This window comes from Alteromonas sp. P256 (genome assembly GCF_036864455.1).
Classification (GTDB): Bacteria; Pseudomonadota; Gammaproteobacteria; order Enterobacterales; family Alteromonadaceae; genus Alteromonas.
This window is the reverse complement of sequence record NZ_JAZETM010000001.1, coordinates 599,935-621,862: the sequence shown is the minus strand read 5'-3', so window position 1 is coordinate 621,862 and position 21,928 is coordinate 599,935. Positions and strand designations below refer to the sequence as shown.

At 45.0% G+C, this 21,928-nt stretch carries 15 protein-coding genes; 10 read left to right on the top strand and 5 right to left on the bottom strand.

The window, feature by feature from the left end; all coding sequences use genetic code 11:
* Window position 1 precedes the first annotated feature (1 nt).
* From V7R39_RS02705 to V7R39_RS02665, 9 genes are all read left to right on the top strand, one after another.
* The gene (locus V7R39_RS02705; protein WP_334027882.1) at window positions 2-826 is read left to right on the top strand and encodes a prolyl hydroxylase family protein; all 825 of its coding nucleotides are present in this window, start codon (window positions 2-4) and stop codon (window positions 824-826) included.
* Window positions 827-925: 99 nt separating this feature from the next.
* On the top strand, window positions 926-5,014 hold the full coding sequence (locus tag V7R39_RS02700; protein WP_334027880.1) for a hypothetical protein: 4,089 nt from the start codon (window positions 926-928) through the stop codon (window positions 5,012-5,014).
* Window positions 5,015-5,108: 94 nt separating this feature from the next.
* Entirely contained in the window at window positions 5,109-7,859 is a 2,751-nt protein-coding gene (locus tag V7R39_RS02695; RefSeq protein ID WP_334027878.1) for a TonB-dependent receptor domain-containing protein, read from the top strand.
* Window positions 7,860-7,999: 140 nt separating this feature from the next.
* A complete protein-coding gene (locus tag V7R39_RS02690; protein ID WP_334027876.1) occupies window positions 8,000-8,758 on the top strand; it encodes a DUF3450 domain-containing protein in 759 nt (252 codons plus the stop codon).
* Window positions 8,759-8,771: 13 nt separating this feature from the next.
* On the top strand, window positions 8,772-10,136 hold the full coding sequence (locus V7R39_RS02685; protein ID WP_334027874.1) for a MotA/TolQ/ExbB proton channel family protein: 1,365 nt from the start codon (window positions 8,772-8,774) through the stop codon (window positions 10,134-10,136).
* A gap of 2 nt (window positions 10,137-10,138) precedes the next feature.
* Window positions 10,139-10,657: a MotA/TolQ/ExbB proton channel family protein gene (locus tag V7R39_RS02680; RefSeq protein ID WP_032096297.1), complete on the top strand. Its 519-nt coding sequence runs from the start codon at window positions 10,139-10,141 to the stop codon at window positions 10,655-10,657.
* Window positions 10,658-10,688: 31 nt separating this feature from the next.
* A complete protein-coding gene (locus V7R39_RS02675; protein WP_334027871.1) occupies window positions 10,689-11,096 on the top strand; it encodes an ExbD/TolR family protein in 408 nt (135 codons plus the stop codon).
* A gap of 3 nt (window positions 11,097-11,099) precedes the next feature.
* A complete protein-coding gene (locus tag V7R39_RS02670; protein WP_334027869.1) occupies window positions 11,100-11,708 on the top strand; it encodes an energy transducer TonB in 609 nt (202 codons plus the stop codon).
* Window positions 11,709-11,717: 9 nt separating this feature from the next.
* Window positions 11,718-13,040 (top strand): tetratricopeptide repeat protein, encoded by a 1,323-nt coding sequence (locus V7R39_RS02665; RefSeq protein WP_334027867.1) that lies wholly within the window; start codon window positions 11,718-11,720, stop codon window positions 13,038-13,040.
* Between the two features lie 295 nt (window positions 13,041-13,335).
* On the opposite strand, the gene V7R39_RS02660 is transcribed toward V7R39_RS02665, so the two are convergent.
* The 5 genes from V7R39_RS02660 to V7R39_RS02640 all read right to left on the bottom strand — a co-directional run bounded on the left by V7R39_RS02660 (window position 13,336) and on the right by V7R39_RS02640 (window position 20,633).
* The gene (locus V7R39_RS02660; RefSeq protein WP_334027865.1) at window positions 13,336-14,430 is read right to left on the bottom strand and encodes a response regulator; all 1,095 of its coding nucleotides are present in this window, start codon (window positions 14,428-14,430) and stop codon (window positions 13,336-13,338) included.
* Window positions 14,420-16,999: a hybrid sensor histidine kinase/response regulator gene (locus V7R39_RS02655; RefSeq protein WP_334027863.1), complete on the bottom strand. Its 2,580-nt coding sequence runs from the start codon at window positions 16,997-16,999 to the stop codon at window positions 14,420-14,422. Before V7R39_RS02655 ends, V7R39_RS02660 begins: the two co-directional genes overlap by 11 nt.
* The gene (locus V7R39_RS02650) at window positions 16,996-18,168 is read right to left on the bottom strand and encodes an FIST signal transduction protein (protein ID WP_334027861.1); all 1,173 of its coding nucleotides are present in this window, start codon (window positions 18,166-18,168) and stop codon (window positions 16,996-16,998) included. Before V7R39_RS02650 ends, V7R39_RS02655 begins: the two co-directional genes overlap by 4 nt.
* Window positions 18,169-18,467: 299 nt before the next feature.
* Window positions 18,468-20,039, bottom strand: a complete 1,572-nt coding sequence (locus V7R39_RS02645) for an AMP-binding protein (protein WP_334027859.1) — start codon at window positions 20,037-20,039, stop codon at window positions 18,468-18,470.
* A gap of 138 nt (window positions 20,040-20,177) precedes the next feature.
* The gene (locus V7R39_RS02640; protein WP_334027857.1) at window positions 20,178-20,633 is read right to left on the bottom strand and encodes a hypothetical protein; all 456 of its coding nucleotides are present in this window, start codon (window positions 20,631-20,633) and stop codon (window positions 20,178-20,180) included.
* 50 nt (window positions 20,634-20,683) lie between these two features.
* On the opposite strand from V7R39_RS02640, the gene V7R39_RS02635 reads away from it, so the two are divergent.
* Complete coding sequence (locus tag V7R39_RS02635; protein ID WP_334027855.1) at window positions 20,684-21,925, top strand: PQQ-dependent sugar dehydrogenase; 1,242 nt, start codon at window positions 20,684-20,686, stop codon at window positions 21,923-21,925.
* The last annotated feature ends 3 nt before the right edge of the window (window positions 21,926-21,928 follow it).

The window sequence follows — 21,928 nt, the reverse complement described above, 5'->3', positions numbered from 1 at the left end:
GGTGTTAGAAAATACGCTTAAAGGCGTAAGCGGAACAGAACTTTATTTTACGCTAATAAATCATGGATTTGTGCATGATCAAATTGTGCCTTTATTAGGAGCGAATTTATCGGAAAGCCAAAAACAGCAATTGGCTAACAGGTATAGAGTGTTGGTACCAAAACCGGCTTTTCTCGGTGATGAAAAAAGTGCTGATTCTTACTCTTCCAATATTACAAATTCTGACACAGTTGATTATGAAACCTTTGGGAATAGTGATTTTTGTGTCTATAAGCTAACTGGGTGCTTCGATTCAGATTTGTGTGACGCGGCCGTCAACAGCATAAAAAAAGGGTTGAGGCCCTCCACCATTACCACAGTGAGTAGTGATAAGCCTCAACAATACCGTACTTCCAGTACATGTGACTTCGCCAGCCTTGAAGCCGATTTGGCAGAACGTTTGAGCGAAAAGTTAAAATCTTTAATGGGCAAAGTGCACGATACGTCCGAACCCATTCAGGCACAACACTATGATATAAACCAGCAGTTTAAACAGCATACCGACTACTTTGAGCCGGGTTCTTCTGAATATAGCAAGTTTGCCGGTCGTAGGGGACAGCGTAGTTGGACATGTATGGTGTATCTCAATTCAGTTGAAAATGGTGGCGAAACTGAATTTTTGCATTTAAAAAAACGCTTTTCACCAAAACAGGGGGACGTTTTGGTATGGTGTAACGTTCAAAAAAACGGCGTTGTAAATCCTAAAAGCCTTCATCAGGCGCATCCTGTAAAGTCAGGAGAGAAATACATAATTACCCAATGGTGCCGCCTCCCTGCCCCCAAATGAACCTTTTGTTACACTGTCATAGTGTAACAAAAGTGTCATTAATCTTAGGTAGTCTTCTTCGCTGATTAGTACAAGATCTTATTTCCAGCGGAGAAATTAATGTTTATAAAGCAAAGCTTCAAAATATCTGCAGTAGCAGCGGCACTTGTGTTGGCTGGTTGTGGCGGCGACATCAATATCAGCGAAGGCGACGTTATCGACAATTCTGATAACTCTTCTGTTGTTAACAACCCAGCTCCAACCCCTACACCAACACCTACTCCAACACCAACACCTACTCCAACTGATGCAAATAACCCGTTCACTCAAGGTTTAGCAACAGATGTTTCTGCAGAGTTCCCTTCAATTACTGACAAGCCAGTTTATCGTCTTAATGAAGGAACTACTTTTGTAGAAGACGTTACTTTCACAGCTGACGCTCATTGGGTTTTACAAGGTCGTACAGCAGTTGGCGGCGATAACGTAGACTCTGCAGTGCTTTCAATTGAAGCAGGCACTACTATCATCGGTGAATCTGGTGAAGATTTCTTAGTAGTTCGTCGTGGTTCACAGATTGAAGCTGAAGGCCGTGCTGATGCACCTATCGTATTTACATCGGTTCAAGATGTAACAGGTCAAGAGACAGACATCGGTCAGTGGGGCGGTTTAGTTGTTCTTGGTCGTGCTCCTGCTAACAGCTGTGGCGACCAAGTTGGCGAAACAACAGAAGACGAACTTGCTAACTGTGGTGTAGCTGCAGAAGGTGACGCCGGTCAATTCGGTGGGAACATTGCTGATGACGATTCTGGTTCAATTCGCTATGTTGTAGTTAAGCACGCTGGTCGTACACTAGGTAATGGTGACGAGCTTAACGGTATTACGCTAGCGGGTGTGGGTTCTGAGACCACAGTGGAATATATCCAAGTACACCAAAACCTTGACGATGGTCTAGAGTTCTTCGGTGGTACTGTAAACGTAAGCCACGTTGTACTAACTGCAAACGGTGACGACAGCCTAGATTGGTCTTTCGGTTGGACTGGACACGCACAATATATTTATATCCAACAAGACGCTGCTGCTGGCGACAATGCGTTTGAAGCAGATAACAGCGAATTTGATGCCGCAGCGCGTCCTCTTACTAACCCACGCATCTCTAACGTGACTGTAGTTGGTGCACCTGAAACAAACGGTGTGCGTCTGCGTGCAGGTACTGCGGGTAAAATCAGCAACTTACTTGTTGTTGGTCCTGAAGGCTATAGCAATTGTCTACGCGTAAACGGTGACGAAAGTGTTGCCAATGCAGAAAGTGGCGAACTTGCTATTACTGGCAGCATCGTTTCATGTGCTGACGACGCAGAGCAGTTCACATCAGGTGACATCGGTGGTGTTTCAACGCAAGCGTGGTTCCTTGCTCAAGAAAGCAACCAAGTACTTCCTACTGCTCAGCTAAGCCTTGCTGCAAACGGCTACGCGCCGCTGGCTGATTCTGTATTGCTAACTAGCGGTGTAGACCCTCGCGATATCGAGCCAGAGTTCGAAAATGCACAATATGTTGGTGCCTTCGACGGTCAAAACAACTGGATGACAGGCTGGACAGTAGGTATCAATGGCGGTTTCCCAACTGACGTTCAAAATGCATTTGACCAAGGCCTAGCGGTAGACGTTTCCTCTCAGTTCCCACAGATCACTGACAAACCAGTTTACTTGGTAGACAGAGACGTTACGTTCACATCAGACGTTACTTTAACCAATGACGCACACTGGGTACTAAGCGGTCGCACTGCTGTTGGTGGTGATAACGTTGATAGCGCGACTTTGTTTATCGAAAATGGAACAACTATCATCGGTCAGGCTGGTGAAGACTTCCTAGTGGTTCGTCGTGGTTCTAAAATCGAAGCGCTTGGTCTAGAAAATGCGCCAATCACAATGACGTCTATTCAAGACGTTACTGGCGAAGAAACTGATATTGGTCAGTGGGGTGGTTTGGTTGTTCTTGGTCGTGCTCCAGCAAACAGCTGTGGTGACCAGGTGGGTGAGACTACAGAAGATGAGCTAGCGAACTGTGGTGTTGCTGCAGAAGGTGACGCAGGCCAGTTCGGTGGAAACGTTCCTACTGACGATTCAGGTACTATTCAGTACGTTGTAGTTAAACATGCAGGACGTACGCTAGGTAACGGTGACGAGCTAAACGGTATTACGCTTGCTGGTGTTGGTTCAAGCACTAACGTTAATCACATCCAAGTGCACAAAAACTTAGACGACGGTCTTGAATTCTTCGGCGGTACGGTAAGCGTTCGTTATGTTGTATTAACTGACAATGGCGATGACAGCTTAGATTGGTCTTTCGGTTGGACAGGTAATGCACAGTTTGTTTACGTTCGTCAGAACGAGGAAGCTGGCGACAATGGCATCGAAGCTGATAACAGTGAATTTGATGCTGGCGCACGCCCTCTTACTAACCCAACTATCGCAAACATGACTATTGTGGGTGATAACACGAACAACGGCGTACGCCTTCGTGCAGGTACTGCAGGTAAGATTCATAACTTAGTGGTAACTGGTCCTGATGGTTATCAAAACTGCTTACGTGTTAATGGTGCAGAGTCAGAGGCACTTGCCACATCTGGCGACCTAACCATGACTCACTCAACAGTGGCATGTACAGAGGCGACAAACTTTGGCAACGATTTTACTCGCAACTGGTTTACTGGCCAAGACAACAACTCGGTAAGCACAGCAAACGCGCTGCGTTTAAGTGTAGACGGCAGAACACCACTTGACGGTTCTCCGCTTCTAGGTACAGGTCTTGACCTATCAGAAACTAACGGTTTCTTCGTTCCAACTGATTATCAAGGTGCATTCGGCGGAGAGAGCGATTGGACTGAAGGCTGGGCATTCTTACCAGGTAACTTCCCAACTAATCTTCAAAACGCCTTTGAACAAGGTTTGGCAACTGATGTTTCAGCTGATTTCCCGCAAATCACTGACAAGCCAGTTTATTTACTTGGTGCTGACAGCACGTTCACTGCTGACGTTACACTAACTAACGATGCGCACTGGGTGCTTAACGGTCGTACAGCAGTAGGTAACGACAATGTTGACCCTGCAACGCTATGGATTGAGCAAGGTACTACAATCATTGGCCAACGTGGCGAAGACTTCCTAGTGGTTCGTCGTGGTTCTAAGGTACAGGCTTTAGGTACAGCTGCTGCACCTATCGTGATGACTTCTATCCAAGATGTAACTGGTGAAGAGACTGACATTGGTCAGTGGGGTGGCTTAGTTGTTCTAGGACGCGCACCAGCAAACAGCTGCGGTGACCAGGTTGGTGATACTACCGAAGACGAACTAGCAAACTGTGGTGTAGCTGCAGAAGGTGATGCTGGTCAGTTCGGCGGCAACGTTGCTGACGATAATTCAGGTACTATCAACTACGTAGTAGTTAAGCACGCAGGACGCACGCTAGGTAATGGCGACGAGCTTAACGGCATTACGCTTGCGGGTGTTGGTTCTGGTACTGCTATCGACTACATTCAAGTGCACGAAAACTTAGACGATGGTCTTGAGTTCTTTGGTGGCTCAGTAAGCGTTAAGCACGTGGTATTAACTGCAAACGGCGATGACAGCCTTGACTGGTCATTCGGCTGGACAGGTAACATCCAATATGTACTCATTAAGCAGGACGAATCTGCAGGTGACAACGGTATTGAGGCTGATAACAGTGAGTTTGATGCCGCTGCAAGACCGCTTACTAACCCTAACGTGGCTAACCTAACTGTTATTGGCGACAATACAACTAATGGTGTTCGTCTACGTGCAGGTACAGCTGGTTCACTTTTCAATGTATTGGTTACTGGTCCTGAGAATTTCGGTAACTGCCTACGTGTAAACGGTACAGAGTCTCAAGCACTAGCTACCGACGGTACACTATCAATGCAAAGCTCAGTAGTAGCATGCTCTGAAGCTAATAACTTTGACTCAGACTTCTCTCGTGACTGGTTCACAGGTGAAGCTTCAAACAGAGTTGTTGCTCCAGATGGTCTAGGACTAGCTACAAACGGTTACCAGCCTGCGGCAGGTTCGGTTCTTCTAGAAGGTGCTACTGATGTTCAAGAAATCAACAGCTTCTTCGACAGTGTTGACTTTGTTGGCGCGGTAGGCGAAGAAAACGACTGGACTGAAGGGTGGGTTACTGTAGGTCTGGAATAGTCACATAAATCGCACGACGCAATGTGGCGCTCTCTAAGAGCGCCACGTTTTATGCGTTAAAGCACGTGTTGTTCTAGATTTTCGGAGTTTAATAATGAGTGATATTTCCCGCTTACTATCGAGGCCATCTCGCCTTGGTATAGCAGTGTGCGCCGCCCTAGCGTTTGGCACTACCACACCGTCTCTTGCATTAGCTCAAGAAGCTGAGGCATCTGAAGACGAAGTTATTGAAGAAGTAGTTGCTACGGCTTCTCGCTTAAAAGGTACCGCTACAGCAGTAATGCAAGAACGTAAGAATCAAGCGTTTGTTGCAGATATTTTGGGTGCTGAGCAGATAGCCCGTACGGGTGATGGCGACGCTGGTGCAGCACTTCGACGTGTAACCGGCCTAACGTTGGTAGATGGCAAGTTCATTTATATTCGTGGCTTAGGTGAGCGTTATTCAAGTACGCAGTTAAACGGCATGTATGTGCCAAGCCCCGATCCAACTCGGTCGGTAGTACCCCTCGATTTATTTCCATCGGACATTATTGAAAGCTTGAGTGTGCAGAAGTCATTTTCTCCTGATATGCCTGCACATTTTGGTGGTGGTAATGTTGACATTCGTACCAAATCAATTCCAACAGAGTTTATATTTAGGCTGTCCGCTGGTATTGGCACCAATACGAACAACTTCGATGATGGATTTTTCTACGATGGCGGAAGCGATGATTGGACAGGACGTGACGATGGAACACGCGCACTACCTACTAGCATTAGCAGTCGCTTAGATGCCGCGCAGTCAAGCGCTGGTATTGAAGGTAGTTTGTCTTTTCCATTAACCCTTGAAGAACGTCAGGAAATGCTGTCGGACATCAACTGGGATATTGGCCCTGACCAAATAAGTGTCGACCCCAATACCACAGCTCGTGCAACGTTGGGTAACTCCTTTGAGACTGACTACGGTAAGTTTGGCTTTCTCTCATCGGTTTTCTATCGCAATGAATGGAATGTAAAAGACCAAACGATTGGCGCCAATATGGGTACCGTTGGGTGTTCTGAGCTACCTGAAGAACAAGTGAGTGGAACCAAGTGTTTTGCTCAGTTTTTTGATGGTGTTCAGACTGAGCAAGCAGTCACTTGGAGTGGCATGCTGAACTTTGGTTATGAATATAGCAATAATCACCGGTTCTCTCTAAACAATGTGTTGCTGCACGATATGAGTGACCGTTTGAGACAGCGTGATTTTACCGACGTAAACGAAACAGTTGCCGGAGTACGCGAGTTTGAGCGCGTCGATATTGTGTATGAAGAACGTCGTATGTCTTCCACACAGTTGAAAGGTGAGCACACTTTCCCAGAATATAATTTTGCAACATTCGATTGGTATGTTGGTACCAGTCGTGCACGCCGTTACTCGCCAGGTAATCTAGACCTGATATTTGAGTTGACGATTGAAGACGGTAATGTTGTTCAGAAGCAATTGCAAAATGTATCGGCTACCAGTGTAAATCTTGAATGGCAAGACTTACGCGACGTAGCGGACAACTTTGGCTGGGCAGCGAGCTTCCCGTTCACAATTGGCAGTGCGGAAATCGACCTTAAAGCGGGTGCTGATTTTTATGACAAGGGTCGTAAAGCTACCAACATTCCTATTGAGGTTACGCATCGCTCGTTAGACCAAGAGTTATCACGCGGTGACAGAATTGATGAGATTTTTTCGCAAGAGCGAATTAACAATCCAGATTTTTATCGCAGCGGTTCAGGTCAAGGCTTATTCCTTTCAGGTATGGCCGACGGTGATGAGTTCTCAGCTGGTATGAAGCTAGACGCTTATTACCTAATGGCAGATGCATTTATTGACCAGAAGTGGCGCGTAAGCGGTGGTTTCCGTTACGAAGATTTCCGTCAAGTATCGGTACCATTCACTGCGCACTCTAATCAATTTTCTGAGTCTGTAGAGGATTTAGTCGACTTTACCTTCCAAGAAGACGACTTTTTCCCATCATTAGGTTTAACCTATATTCTTGACGATGAAATGCAGTTCCGCTTCAACATCAGTCAATCTACGATACGTCCAGATTTACGTGATGTGAGCTCAAGTTTCTTTATCGACCCAATCACACAGTTCCTTGTTCGAGGTTCGCCTTTGCTGCAAAGCTCGAAGCTTGACAACGCTGACTTGCGTTGGGAGTGGTATCGGGATGGTGGCGATAACGTCTCTGTAGCGTTGTTCTACAAAGACATTACTAATCCTATCGAGCTTATTGAGTTGGGAACCGTTGGTGGTGCAGCACCTAACTTGCTGACAGCCAATGCTGAGCAGGGCGATTTGTACGGCGTGGAGGTTGATTTCCTTCAGGGGCTTAACACCCTTGGTGAGAAATTCGATAACTTCTTTTTATCCGGAAACTTCACGCTGTCAGATTCTAACGTGACCATTGGTGCCATCGATGACGATGAAATTTCATTGTTTGAAAGCCAAGTACTAGATGCGCTTGACGCTACAAGTGCTTCTAATATTGTAACTAATAATGAGCGTCGCTTGGTGGGTCACAGTGAATGGGTTGTGAATTTACAACTTGGTTGGGACTCTGATAACGGAGAGCACACAGCGACACTTGCATATAATGCATTTGGCCCGCGAATTATTGTTCCGGGTACGCGTGGTAACGCAGATGCTGAGGAAGAAACTTTCCACTCGTTAGATTTAACTTACACCTACTTCCCAGATTTTAATTCTCAAATACGTTTGGCAGTTCGAAATATATTTGATGAGCAAAAGGAAGTACTGCAAGAAAACCTACCGATATTTCGCCAGCAAGAGGGCATTGACGTAAGTGTGAGATACACCTACGAATTCTAAGACAGGAAAGGGGCGTAAGCCCCTTTTTTATTGCACTTAAAATTCTTTGTAATAAAACTGTCACGGAAAACTCCTATCCTACCCGCTGATTTTTACAGTCGGAAATTACCGATATTTCCTAATTTGAAAGGTTTGAATGTATGAAGCTTATCAACGCCTTGCTTGTTGCTAGTGTGCTTAGTGCCACACCAGTGCTTGCACAAGACGATGAAGTCTTAAAGCCCGTTGTCGATGAGGCAGCGAAAATAAACGAATCTGCGGCAAAGTCGCAGGAAAAGATCAACGGAATTACCGATCAAATTGACAGCAAACTTCAACAGTTCAAAACATTGATGAAAGAGATCGAAGGCCTTGAGGTTTACAACACTCAGCTTCGTAAGCAAATCAATAGTCAAGAGCAAGAAATGGCAGATTTGAACGCTGCTATCGATGAAGTATCGGTTGTTGAGCGTCAAATTACACCATTGATGATGCGTATGATTGACGGCTTGGCTCAGTTCATTGAGCTAGACATGCCATTTCTTCCAGAAGAGCGCGCAAACCGCGTAGCTGATTTACGTGCCATGATGGATAGAGCTGATGTCGCTGCTTCTGAAAAATTCCGCCGCGTGATGGAAGCGTTTCAAGTTGAAATGGACTACGGGCGCACAATGGAAGCTTACAGCGGCCTTCATTCAATTAACGGTCAAGAGCGTGATGTAGAATTTTTACGACTTGGTCGCACTGCACTTATTTATCAAACGCGCGACGCGAGCATGCAGGGCGTGTGGAACAAGCAAACCCGTCAATGGGAAGAGCTTGATAGCAGCTACCGTACACAAATAACAAAAGGTCTGCGCATGGCAAAGAAACAGCTTGCCCCAGACTTGCTAATGCTGCCAGTAGCAATTACAGACTAAGAGGTTGATGAGAATGTTTAATACAGTAAAACGTATCGCTGTTGGTCTAATAGCCCTTGGTATCAGCGCTGGTGCAATGGCACAAAGCGACCGTGCAATGGACCTAGACGCCTTGCTAAAACAGCTTGAAGAAGGCCAATTTGCACAATCACAGCAAAACAAACAGCGCGAACGCGATTTCCAGGCTCAACGTGCAGAACAAGACCGTATTCTTCGCGAAACCCGTGAAAAACGCGACCAAATGCTTGCTCAATCTGAGCAACTTGAAACACAGTTTGAAGAAAACGAGTTTAAACTAGCTGACCTTAATGGTGCTCTGGACACTCGTCTTGGTTCACTTAAAGAATTGTTCGGCGTATTACAGCAAATTGCTGGCGATACAAAGAATAAATTCTATAACTCTGTTATTTCAGCGCAAATCCCAGGTCGTTCTGACTTTTTAGACAGAATGGCACAGGACATGGGCTCAAGCTCGAAGCTGGCATCAATTGAAGAAATTGAGCGCGTATGGTTTGAGATGCAGCGTGAAATGACCGAGTCTGGCAAAGTAACTACTTTCACAACCGACGTTGTTGAAGCGGGTGGTGAGAAAGTGAACAAATCTGTAGTTCGTGTAGGCCCATTTGCCTTGGTATCAGACGGTAAATACCTAGACTACAACGGTGTCACTGGCACAGTATCAGAACTTATTCGTCAGCCAGCCGATCGTTACAACGATTCAGCGGCAGAGCTTCAAGCATCAAGTGGCGAGCTTGTGCAGTTTGGTATTGACCCAACGGGTGGTTCAATTCTTGGTCTTCTTGTTCAAGCGCCTAATATGAAAGAGCGTGTGGAGCAAGGTGGTCCGGTTGGCTATATTATTCTAGTAGTTGGTGCAATTGGTTTGTTATTGGCATTAGAGCGTCTAATTACCCTAACACTTACTCGTATGAAAGTGAACAAACAGCTTAAGAGTAAAGAAGTGAATACAAACAACCCTCTTGGCCGTGTGTTGAAAGTGCGCGACGAGCACCCTAATGCTGACGTAGAGGCGCTAGAGCTGCATCTTACTGAAGCAATTCTAGGTGAGGTGCCTAAGCTAGGTCGTAACTTAACTATTATCAAGATTATCTCTGTTGTGGCACCGCTTATGGGTCTACTCGGTACAGTAACCGGTATGATTAATACCTTCCAAGCAATCACGTTGTTTGGTACTGGTGACCCGAAACTGATGGCTGGCGGTATTTCAACAGCACTTGTCACAACGGTTCTTGGCTTGGTTGTAGCAATTCCTATGACATTGCTTTACGCCATGCTTAACACACGTTCTAAAAACATCGTGTACATTCTTCAAGAACAAGCATCTGGCGTTATCGCAGAGCGTTCTGAGCGAGGCTAATTATGATCGAGTTTCTAGAAGCAATTCGCGATTTCACAGAAACAGGTGGCCAGGTTCTCCTGGTCATCGGTCTGCTGATATTCGTTATGTGGCTTTTGATCCTCGAGCGTGCAATGTATCTGTTGGTTTGGCACAAACAAGCAAAGAAAGATGCGGTCGCAATGTGGAAAGCGCGCAACGACCGTTCATCCTGGTTTGCTGAACAAGTCCGTCAGAAAACGATTTCGCAGTTAACTATACGGCTAAATGGCAGTATTCCGATTATCCAAGCACTTGTAGCGCTTTGTCCGCTGTTGGGTTTGATGGGTACAGTAACCGGTATGATAGAAGTATTCGACGTTATGGCTATTTCTGGCTCGGGTAACGCCCGTTCTATGGCCTCGGGCGTATCGAAAGCGACTATTCCTACTATGGCAGGAATGGTTGGAGCACTATCTGGTGTCTTCGCTGCTACCTGGTTAAATCGTATGGTGAAATCTGAACGCACGCATCTTGAGGATGCATTGATTATTCAACGTTAATGCGACGTCGCATTAAGGTAAGGTATTTATTATGAAGCAGCACTTTCAAAATTTGGTCGATGAAGAAGAAGCAGCCATCGACATGACGCCCATGTTGGACGTCGTATTTATTATGCTGATCTTTTTCATCGTTACTGCATCTTTTGTTAAAGAAGCAGGTATCGATGTGAACCGTCCTGAAGCAGCAACGGCTGTTAAAAAGGATCGCGCTAACATTCTTATCGCTATTTCTGATAAGGGCGACATTTGGATTAACAAACGCCGCATCGATGTGCGTGCCGTACAGGCAAATATCGAGCGTTTGCACGCAGAAAACCCTCAGGGTACGGTCGTAATTCAAGCAGATAAAGAATCGACAACTGAAACCTTGATCAAGGTAATGGATGCCTCGCGTGCGGCAGGTGTATTTGATGTTTCGATTGCAGCGCAAGAGCAATAAATCATGCCACGATATATAATCGCATTTGTTATTTCCCTTGCGATCACGTTAGGCCTGTTCTTCTTGATGCAGTCATTGATCAAGATGGGTGGAAGCGCACTAACTGAGCCGCCTCAGGGAAGCGTGCTTGACTTTGTGAGGGTTAAGCAGGATGAGCAGGTTGAGAAAAAAGACCGCAAACCTAAAAAGCCGCCTAAGCCTGAGCAGCCGCCACCACAAATGGAGCAGCCGCAGATGGATTCTCCCACACCGAATGCTGAGGGAACATCAATGGACTTTGGTGCGGATGTTGGCGACGACATTTCACTAGACGGCGGGCTAGCTCTGGAATCTGGTGATGGTGAATATTTACCAATTGTTAAGGTTGCGCCGGTTTATCCAAGACGTGCACTTCAGCGTGGTATCGAAGGATTTGTGATTGTTGAGTTCACCGTAACCAAGCAAGGAGCGGTGCGCGACCCAATAGTGATAGAAGCAAATCCAGAAGGGTTGTTCGAGCAAGCAGCAATAGATGCGGCAATGAAGTTTAAATACAAGCCGCGTGTAGTCAATGGTGAGCCTACAGAAGTGTCTGGTATTCAAAACCGTATTACGTTCCAAATTGACGGGTAGTAGAACAAGATGAGAAAACAGACGAATACATTGTTTAGCGCTATCGCGTTTGCTATCGCCTCAGCGACTGTTTCTATTCCAGGTTTACTGCTGGCAACCGAAGCAGTAGCTCAAGAGCAGAAGGCTAGTGAGAAAAAAACGCGTCGAGTTCCAACGCTAAGAGGCAAGGTGTACGAGCAGCTGGCGCGTGCACAGGCTGCGGCGGATGAGTCTGGTGATGTGAAAGAGGCTCTTGCCATACTAGGTGAAGTTGAAGAAAAGAAATCTTCGATGAACGCCTACGAACAAGCCATGATGTATAATTTCTATGGCTTCATCTACTACAACGATGAAGACTATGATAAAGCGCTTGAATCATTCGCTAAAGTCGTTGAGCAACAACCAATCCCAGAAAAGTTTGAGATGACAACGCTTTTCAGTCTTGCCCAACTTAATTTAATGCAGGGTAATTTTGATGAGACTATTACATATCTTGAGCGCTGGGAGTCGTTGAACGCGGGCCCCATACCACCTAAAAATAAGGTAATCAAAGCACAGGCTTACTATCAAAGCGAGCAGTATGAGCTAGCTGCCGATTGGATATCCCAAGCGGTAGCCGACCACGAAGCTGAGGGAATGTTACCTGATGAATCTTGGTTGATCCTTCAGCGGGCCGTTTTTTATGAGTTAAAGCAGCCAGAAAAAGTAAAAAATGTTTTGGTAAAAATGGTCAAGTTGTTTGACGAACCAAAGTATTGGATCCAGTTAGCGGGCATGTACGGCGAACTTGGCGAAGAGAGAAAGCAGTTAGCTATGATGGAAACTGCCTATCAACGAGGCTTCATAGAATCTTCGGCAGATATCTTTAATCTTGCACAGCTTTATTACTATCATCGTGCACCTTACAAAGGGGCTAAGTTGATGGAACAGGCGATGAATGAAGGTGTGTTGGAAGAAAACCTTCGTAATCTAAAGTTCTTAGGTCAAAGCTGGTCGTTAGCCAAAGAGCAAGATAAAGCCATACCTGTCATGATGCAGGCGGCAAACCTTGCAGACAATGGCGAGCTTGATGCACAACTTGCTCAAATTCTCTTGAACGAAGAGCGCTGGGACGATGCTATTGCCGCTGTCGATAGAGCGTTAGAAAAAGGTGATTTGAGGAATCCTGGTTTAGTGTATCTAGTTAAGGGCATGGCGCTATTTAACAAAAAACAGTATGCATTGGCATTGAATCAACTTGCAGAGGCAGAAAAACACCAGAAGAGCCGCGCTATGGCGCAGCAATGGAAGTCTTTTGTGCAAGGTGAAAAAAATCAGGCAGAGCGTATTGCTGAAGAGTTAGGTGCTAGCTAGGTTGACCAAGGCACTAGCTGAATTGACCAAGGTACGCTAGATGTAATCGTTTAAAGCTACTCATCCAAAACACTAAAAAAGACCATAAAGCAGACACTGCTTTATGGTCTTTTTGTTATGTGGCGGTCTTTATACCAGCCCGCATAGATAGTTACCCACACAGCGAGATTTAAAATGTTCGTAATCGCGGCGTGTTACCGCAGGTGCAGTGGCTCTACATCAAGGTAACACAACAAAGAGTACGGACATTTTAAACTTGCCCTTCTGAATGAGCAATTATCTATGCGTACTGGTATTAGTATTGCTCGTCGGGTAAAAAACTAGCGACCGATGGCACAATGCCCCGGGCTTCAAGACGGTTCCAATAGGCTTTAGTATTCAGTAGGTCTTCTTGTATATCCAAAAATACGTCTACCAAGTTGGGGTCGAAGTGTTTTCCCGATTCTTTGAAAATATAATCAAACGCTTCTTCATTCGCCCAAGCCTTCTTGTAGGGGCGCTTCATGGTAAGTGCATCAAACACATCAGCAATAGCGACTATTCTTGCGCTTAGCGGAATATCGGCTCCTTTAAGCCCATTTGGGTAACCAGAGCCGTCCCACTTTTCATGGTGGCACAACGCAATTTCAGCGGCCATATCAAACAGTGGTGTCTTACTTTGGGACAGTATTTTATGACCTATTGCAGCATGGGTTTTCATAATGCTCATTTCATCATCGTGAAGCTTTCTGGGGGCTTTTAATATGTTGTCAGGAATGCCGATTTTTCCTGTATCGTGCATGGGTGCGGCCTGTGCGAGTAAGTTTGCACTGTCATAGTCCCATCCATTGGCTAGCGCTATGCATTTACTGTACGCGGCCATACGCCATATATGATGGCCCGTGTCGTTATCGTTATAATGTCCTGCAGCTGCTAGCATAGTAATAGCGCTTTGTTGACTAAGCTGTAAGTCAGCAGTACGTTGTTTTACTAGCTCTTCAGTGGTGCGCATTTGATGTGCGAGGGATATGTGAGTTTTTACTCTGGCTAGGGTGATACTGGGCGAAACGGGTTTAGTAATATAGTCGATGGCGCCTAATGCAAAACCTCTTTCTTCATCAGCCGCTTGAATGAGTGCAGTGACAAAAATAACGGGTATGTCTGCTAGTCTGTTGTCTGACTTGAGTTTTCGACACACCTCGAAACCATCCATTTCAGGCATCATGACATCGAGCAAAATAAGGTCTGGTGTGTACTTTTGCACGATTTTAAGTGCAATCTTGCCCGATGGAGCCACTTTTATATCGTAAAAAGGACCCAAAATACCGCTAAGTAAATCTATATTGGCTGGCTCGTCATCAACTACGAGCACGCTAAATTGCTTTTTGTTTGCCTGCAAATTATTTCTCATTGCTCAATCTTTCCAATAGATCATCTGAAAACTCAAGTGCGTTCTCAAAATCGTAAACAGAGCAAAGTTGCTGTATGTTTTCGATATAATCGAGATATTCACTATCGCTATACTTTCTGCGTATCTCTTCAATTTGCGATATTGCTTGGGCGTCAAACGACTCTAGCAGTAGCATGAGATCTTGCATGTTCTCTATCAGAGGCTGTATTGACCCATCTGACGGTGCTATTGATGGGGCTGCCGTTTCTACTTCAAGAGTATGTGCTATAAGCCTCAGGGTTGCGTCAAGATGCTGTGACAGAGTGGCGATACCCTGCTTTATACTATCGTGAGTCTCAAAGTGTTTATTAAGCAGCTCAACTAAAAAGTGATGTAGCGAAAAAGCGCCAATATGCTTTGTATCATCTAGCATTTGACCAATTAGTGGTGTGTTTGCAGCTATTGTGTTTTCTGAGCTCTCAGCAATATCGAGCAGCGCCGTTACTATATGAGGGTGTTTATAGGCATCATAAAAACTACATAACGACGTTAAAAAAACATTGTCAGCGGGCGGTGCTTTAATTTCTATGTATCCCGAGTGAATATGTTTATCTATGGTATGAATAATGAAATCTGCTATTGCGGGTTTCACAAGATACTGACACATTCCAGATTCGAGAGCTTTTTCTCTCACTGCCACAGACTCATCAGTACTCAGCGCGATTATGGGAGTGGACCATCTGTCCTTCATAGAAAGTTGATTAGCAACGTCATGCCCGGATATATCAGGCAAGTGGCAATCCAGTAATATGGCGTCAAAGTTATATTTATCACACATCGCGAGAGCTTGTTTACCCGTTAATGCTGAAGTGACTTTCATGCCGATGTTGCGCAGTATTTGCTGACTTATTTCAATACTTATCGTATCGTCGTCAACGATTAGAGCGTGTTTACCTGTAAGCCGTTTTTTGCGCCATTTGTTAGTTTCTAGACCGTCATGATTAAGATTTCCTGTGCTCTTGTTCGACTGAGAAAAAATCGTTAACAAGTCTAAATCAGTAAAGGGGAGTTCAATGGCATCAATATTCTCAATTTGAGCATTTTTTAGTTTATTTGCCACGTTCACTTTTGTTCGAGAACTGATCACAGTGGTTAAATTTAGATGTTCAAATTCGCCTAAGCGCACCTGAGTAATGAAGCGTTGCCACGCTTCATTCTCGTCAGGTAAAAAAATCACTGATATATCAGCATTATCTGGAAGCGTATCTTGGCTACTATCTATAATCTCACAATCTATTTGTAAGCGATGCAGCGTGCGTTTTAATATTTCGCATCCTTGTGCCACAGACGCACAGCTTTTGATACATAGCGCTTTCTTTGGGAATGCTGTTTTTGAAGTAAGGTGAGAGGTAGGAAAAGGTGCCCGGTCAGTGGCAAGGGGGAGACTGTTAGATTCTTTTATAATTGGTAAAGAAAAATAGAACTCACTGCCTTTTCCCTCTTCGCTTGTAAAATTGAGCTTGCCACCCATATTTTCGACGAGGCTTTTACAAATAGTAAGCCCTAACCCCGTTCCGCCAAAATGTCGTGAAATTGATGTATCAGCCTGCACAAAGGCGTCGAAAAGCTTAACTTTATTCTGCTCGCTAATTCCCATGCCTGTGTCAGTAACACTAAACACCACACCTTCGGATTGAGCTGATATGCTCATAATAATAGTGCCTGTGAAAGTGAATTTCACCGCATTACTCAGCAAATTAAGCAACACCTGATAAATTTTTTCACTATCTCCTCTAAATGGCTGATGTGGATCTATACGTATATCGAAAAGCAATTGAAGATGCTTATCGCTCGCTTTTATTTGAAACACGTGTGCCAATTTTTCTATCGTATCGGTCAGTGAAAAAGTGTCATTGGCAACGTCAATTTTACCTGCCTCAACCTTCGATAAGTCTAATATATTGTTGATAAGGTCGAGCAAGTAGGCCGCATTCTTTTTTACCTTTTCTAGATAAGCCTGTTTGTTTTCTGCATCTTCAGCATCGAGTGCCAAATGAGTGAGGCCGATGACGGCATTCATAGGCGTTCTTATTTCATGGCTGATAGTGGCTAAAAATTCACTTTTTGCCTTATTTGCACTTTCTGCATCGTCCAGTGCGCGCTGTACTTTTCTCTCCACTGCCTTTTGTTCATTCGTCAGCTCAAGCATCATTTCAGATAGCGTGGAAATGTTGGCAAGATTATCTTTGATAGGAGGCTTGTTCTGATCGACTAATAGTAAGTTCACAGAAGAGCGAAGTGTATCCACCACTTTCTGTTGCACTACTAGCTCATTGCGTATTTGTTCGTTTGCGGCGAAAAGTTCCTTTGAGCTAAGTGCTAAACTGCGCTCGCGCAGCGTGATATCACGCTCGTGAAACTGATAAGAATCGTCTACCCGCTTGATAAGGTGTTTTAACCCCCGTTGTAACGCGCGTTGAGACAATTCACTGGTATGTGTGCCATCTAAAGACGATAGCCATTGCTCAAGCTGTTCGGTGCTTTTCAATCCGAATGCTTTTCTTAGCTGCCTAGTAAGCAATGAGTTCAAGAGGTGGTTTCCTGAATTAGCGTCATCGACATGGTTTGATTATATAGCTTGCTATCAGATTGATTATTAAAAGGGCAAATTTCGCCGTAGGAATAAAAACCGGCAATGCAGGTATTAGTCGGTAAATGTTCCTGCACACACTCCAGCTCCTCTTCAACGCGGTCGCCCATCACCAGCTTTCTGCCAACACAGCTGGTCACTAATGCCACGCTATGTGCTGGCTGAGAACTCGGAGCTGTCAGGGCGTTTGACACAGCTAGTTGTGCGCCATCAATCAGGTTGTCGGTAGAAGCGTGCATGAGCCTTACGTATTGCATTTCTTTAACATCTCCGGCGAGTATTAAACTGCCATCTTCCTCATTAATGCCAAGTATGGTGCGGATAAGGCCAGTGCCTTCTTGATCTTCGCCGATAACTTCTAATGGGAACAGCAAACCATTCGCAGGCAAGTCTGCGGCATACTCACCCAGATACTCTTTATAGATGGCTAAAGCTGGCGCATTGTCCAATTCGTAGAGGACATTTTCTTTGGCTTTTGTGACGCTGCGAGAAGGGCCAAAAGAGCGCCAACCCCCTGATGCGCCATAGCCAAAAGATAGGTTGTCGCCATAAAAGCATACCGCCACCACGGTATCCTCGCGTATACCCTGAGGGCTAATAACATAGGTCTTTTCAAAAGAGGCGTTATCGCCAGCGAGGCCACCACTAACTTTTACATCACTGGAAAGTGAATGCGCTAGCCCGTGAATAAGTGCAGAGCCATTAATGGCAAGCCCTGGTGCTAGTGCGTAAATACCCTTTAAACCTAACGGTTCAATGTGTTGCCCGAGCTTTTCTCCGGTATCAAAGGAATTTTGCATACTAGTAAGTGTAGAGGTGTGAACTTTTACCGAACTACCGCATTCAAATTTCATAGCAATCATAACGATAGTGTCGTTTGAAACTTGGTCAGAGCTAATTTCTCCTGCCGTACTACACCCTACAATGTTAGCGGTAATCTGGCTCAGATCATCAATAATCTTGCTAAAGCGTTCAGTAGGGCGTGATTCATCTTTGAAAAATGCCGGTGCGGCATAAAGGATAATCAAAGAGGGATTAAACTGCTCTAGCGCGCTCCGTTGAGTTTTGATTTCTTCAAACGATTCAAAGGTAAACGATGTGGAAAGCATAGGCGGTAATCTTTTATATTATCTATAGGTTATTTATAGTGATAAATGCCACTTGCATCAACTTATTACCGCTTATTGTTCAGCTTTTAATGCTAGTTACTTAGCCCAACTCGCCCTAATGCTGAGAGTTTAAATTCGGCTGCTTAGATTTTGTGGTGTTATAGAGCAGCGGTATAGGGAAGGGGAAGTGAATTAACATGGCATGCTTCTGAAATCGTCAGCGACATGCCATTGTTCGAAGTAGAGTTAACCTTGATTGTTCAAAACCGATTTGGCATTGGTTTATCAGTTCTTGTTGACTAACCTTTGTCTCTTAGTTCGCGGCGAAGAATTTTACCAACCGTCGATTTAGGAAGTTCCTCTAAAATCTCAATTGACTTAGGCACCTTGTAGTTAGTGAGCTGCTCTTTACAAAAGGCGATAACGTCATCTGCTTTGATATCGTTACTCACGGTAATGAATGCGCAAACTCGTTCACCTGTTTTTTCATCTGGCTTCCCAACCACCGCGGCTTCCATGACGTCGGGGTGGGAGGTGAGAATTTCCTCTATTTCATTAGGATAAACATTAAAGCCAGAAACGATGATCATGTCTTTAAGTCGGTCGACTATTTTTATTGCGCCTGACTCAGTGCGTACGCCAATATCGCCGGTTTTAAAGAAGTTGTCCTCGGTCATTACTTTTGCAGTTTCGTCGTCGCGCTGCCAATACCCAAGCATAACCTGTGGTCCTCTTACTGCGATTTGGCCTGACTCTCCATCGCCAACAGGTTTATCATAACTGTCGAGCAGCGTGACTTCAGTATCTTCAAGCTCATGCCCGACGGTGCCAATTTCTTCTTTTCCAGGGATATTAAACGATACCACTGGTGCAGTTTCAGACAGGCCGTATCCTTCAGTGATAGTATTACCGGTAACCCCCTTCCAAATAGACACAGCGGCTTGCGTTAATGCCGTGCCACCTGACATTGTTAGGTGTAGTTTTGAGAAGTCGAGTTTGGCAAATTCAGGGTGACGACCTAATCCAACAAATAACGTATTAATACCGGCAAAAGCAGTGATTGAGTGCGGCTTAAGCGTTTGAATGAAGCCGTCGATATCTCTTGGGTTCGGGATAAGTACAATTTGACTGCCTTTTGAAAATAGCGCCATCATGCACACCGTAAAGGCGTATATATGGTAAAGCGGCAAGGGGCACACTACGATTTCTTGGCCGTCTTTAAACTGCTGACCTATTCTGTCGAGCATTTGGATGCAGTTGGCTAGTACGTTATTGTGACTCAGTGCCGCCCCTTTACTTACACCCGTAGTTCCGCCAGTATATTGCAACATGGCCAATTCTTCTTTTTCTACCGCTGGGCGTTTGAACTCTGCAGTTTTAGCGCCGGTTTCGATGGCACTTGATAGTGATACAGTGCCTTCGATAGAAGGTGCCGAGCTCGGGTCTAGCAGTTCGGTGGCAGACGTTGTAATGACAGTGCGAATAGTGGTATCGCTTTTAATTGCGTCATACTTAGGGAGTAAGTCACTAAGGATGATAAGTGCAGTGGCACCGCTGTCTGTAAACTGATGCTTCATTTCGCGTTCAGTGTAGAGCGGGTTGGTATTTACCACCACAAGGCCAGCACGAAGGGCTGCATATACCGCAATAGGGTTTTGTATGAGGTTTGGAAGCTGGATAGCCACACGGGAGCCAGGTTCAAGCTTGGCCTCATTAACAAGGTAGCGGGCAAGTGCGGATGATTTCTCATCAATCTCGCTAAACGTAAGGGTTTGCCCCAATGCAGTATATGCGGGTCTATCAGCAAACTTCGTTAATACACTTTCGATATAATCAGCTAAGCAGGTGACGTTTTCTGGATAAGTTATCATATTGCTTGTTCCTAGTAGGGCGCGGTTATTCAATAATAGCGTAACATTAGCAAAGTTAACTTTTCATTTACATCTTTGTTGGTTTATAAATTATTATAACCAAAAGTAATATTAATGGTTGTGAACTATCACCGTGAGTTAGCGTAAGCGGCCGTAGACAATGCCAGATACAAAGCCAGCAATACATTGAGCTGCAATGCCGAGGTGACTTCTAGCGCCCGCTATAAGCGTCACGTCTAAAATAGGTTGCATAGCCGCTAGCATGACTAAAAAGCCGATAGCGCCTGCGGCGCCAAAAATGCCTGCGGCGCCATTTTTTGTCAGCGTGAGAGCGCGCTTTTCAAGGAGGCTGTTAAGTCTACTCGCGATGAAAAAACTGAGCGTGAGTGTCACTGCAATAATGGCACCGTAGGTTGGTAGTAAACCAGACAGGTCCTCCAGCACCATAGTAAGCCACTTGGAAACTGGAATATCGATGTCAAGTGCCGCCAACTCAAACAGAACAAAGTGAGAGTGTAATACGCTTGCGAAAACAAAAGCGATAATCCAAGCAGGTATAAAACTAAAAAAAGTCTGTCGTAAAAAGGCGAGCATTAAGCACCACATTGAGCGTGTATAAATTTAGCGTATGAAACGGGTATACCATGATAGTGTTATTAAAGAAACCAATCTCGAGAGTGGATATGAAGGTAACGAGCGCACTGATTGTAGCCAGTACAATGCTGATAGCGTGCTTATCTGTAAGCATAAAGGCCCAAGAAGCCATATCAGAAAAGCCACATTCAAAGGAGTCATTGCTAAAAGAGCCAGTGTCAAAAGAGGCAGTGTCAAAAGAGCCATTGCTCACAAAGAGCCAATATACAACAAATGTAGTCATCGATGGGCTTTCATTTCCCAAGTCTATTGAAGTACTGCCAAGTGGGGTAATCCTAGTTACTCAACGTGACGGACAGTTAGCCATTATCAATGAATCAAATGCGCAATCTAGGGTAAAGGTTAGTCTGCCGGGTCTCTATACCAAAGGACAAGGAGGCTGGTTAGATGTTATCCCCGCTGACGATTTTGATACCTCATCGACGCTGTTGTTATCTTACTCAAAAGGGACGGACTCAGAGAATAAACTGGTGGTGGTATCTGGCCAATTTTCTTCAGCATCCGGCGTCACGAATATTCAGCCAGTGTTTGAGATTAATACGTTTAGAGACACCCCTGTGCACTACGGCGCTAAATTGCTAAGTTTAGGTAATGAGGAATACCTGCTGACCTCTGGAGATGGCTTTGACTATCGTGAGCAGGCGCAGGTAGTAAGTTCGCATCTTGGAAAAGTACTGGGTTTTACTATCACCGGTGAGCCACTTGCTAATGCGCCTTTCCCTGAGAGCCCGTATGTTTACACCTTAGGGCATCGAAACCCTCAAGGCCTTGTTATCACCCAAAGTGGCGATATTTTACTTAACGAGCATGGGCCAGATGGTGGCGACGAAATTAATAGAGTAACTCGTGGTAATAACTACGGGTGGCCGGTGGTGACTTTAGGCGTTGATTATTCAGGTGCGCAAATCTCCCCCTTTGATCATTATGACGGTATGGTAAACCCAGTGCTTGATTGGACGCCGTCAATAGCGCCCTCATCAATGGCTATTTATAATGATGACAGATTTACGGCGTTAAAAAACACAGCGATTGTTACAGCACTTAAAACAAAGCGCGTATACGCGGTGCCATTAAAAAATCTGAGAGAGGGCAGTGTGGTAAAGGGCGCAAGGTTGCTATTAGATAAAATAGACACTCGCTTGCGAGATGTGGCAATCGATAAAAACGGCGACATTTTACTGCTTACCGATGGGGAGAAAGGGAAAGTCATTAGAATTTCGCCTGTAAACTAGGCC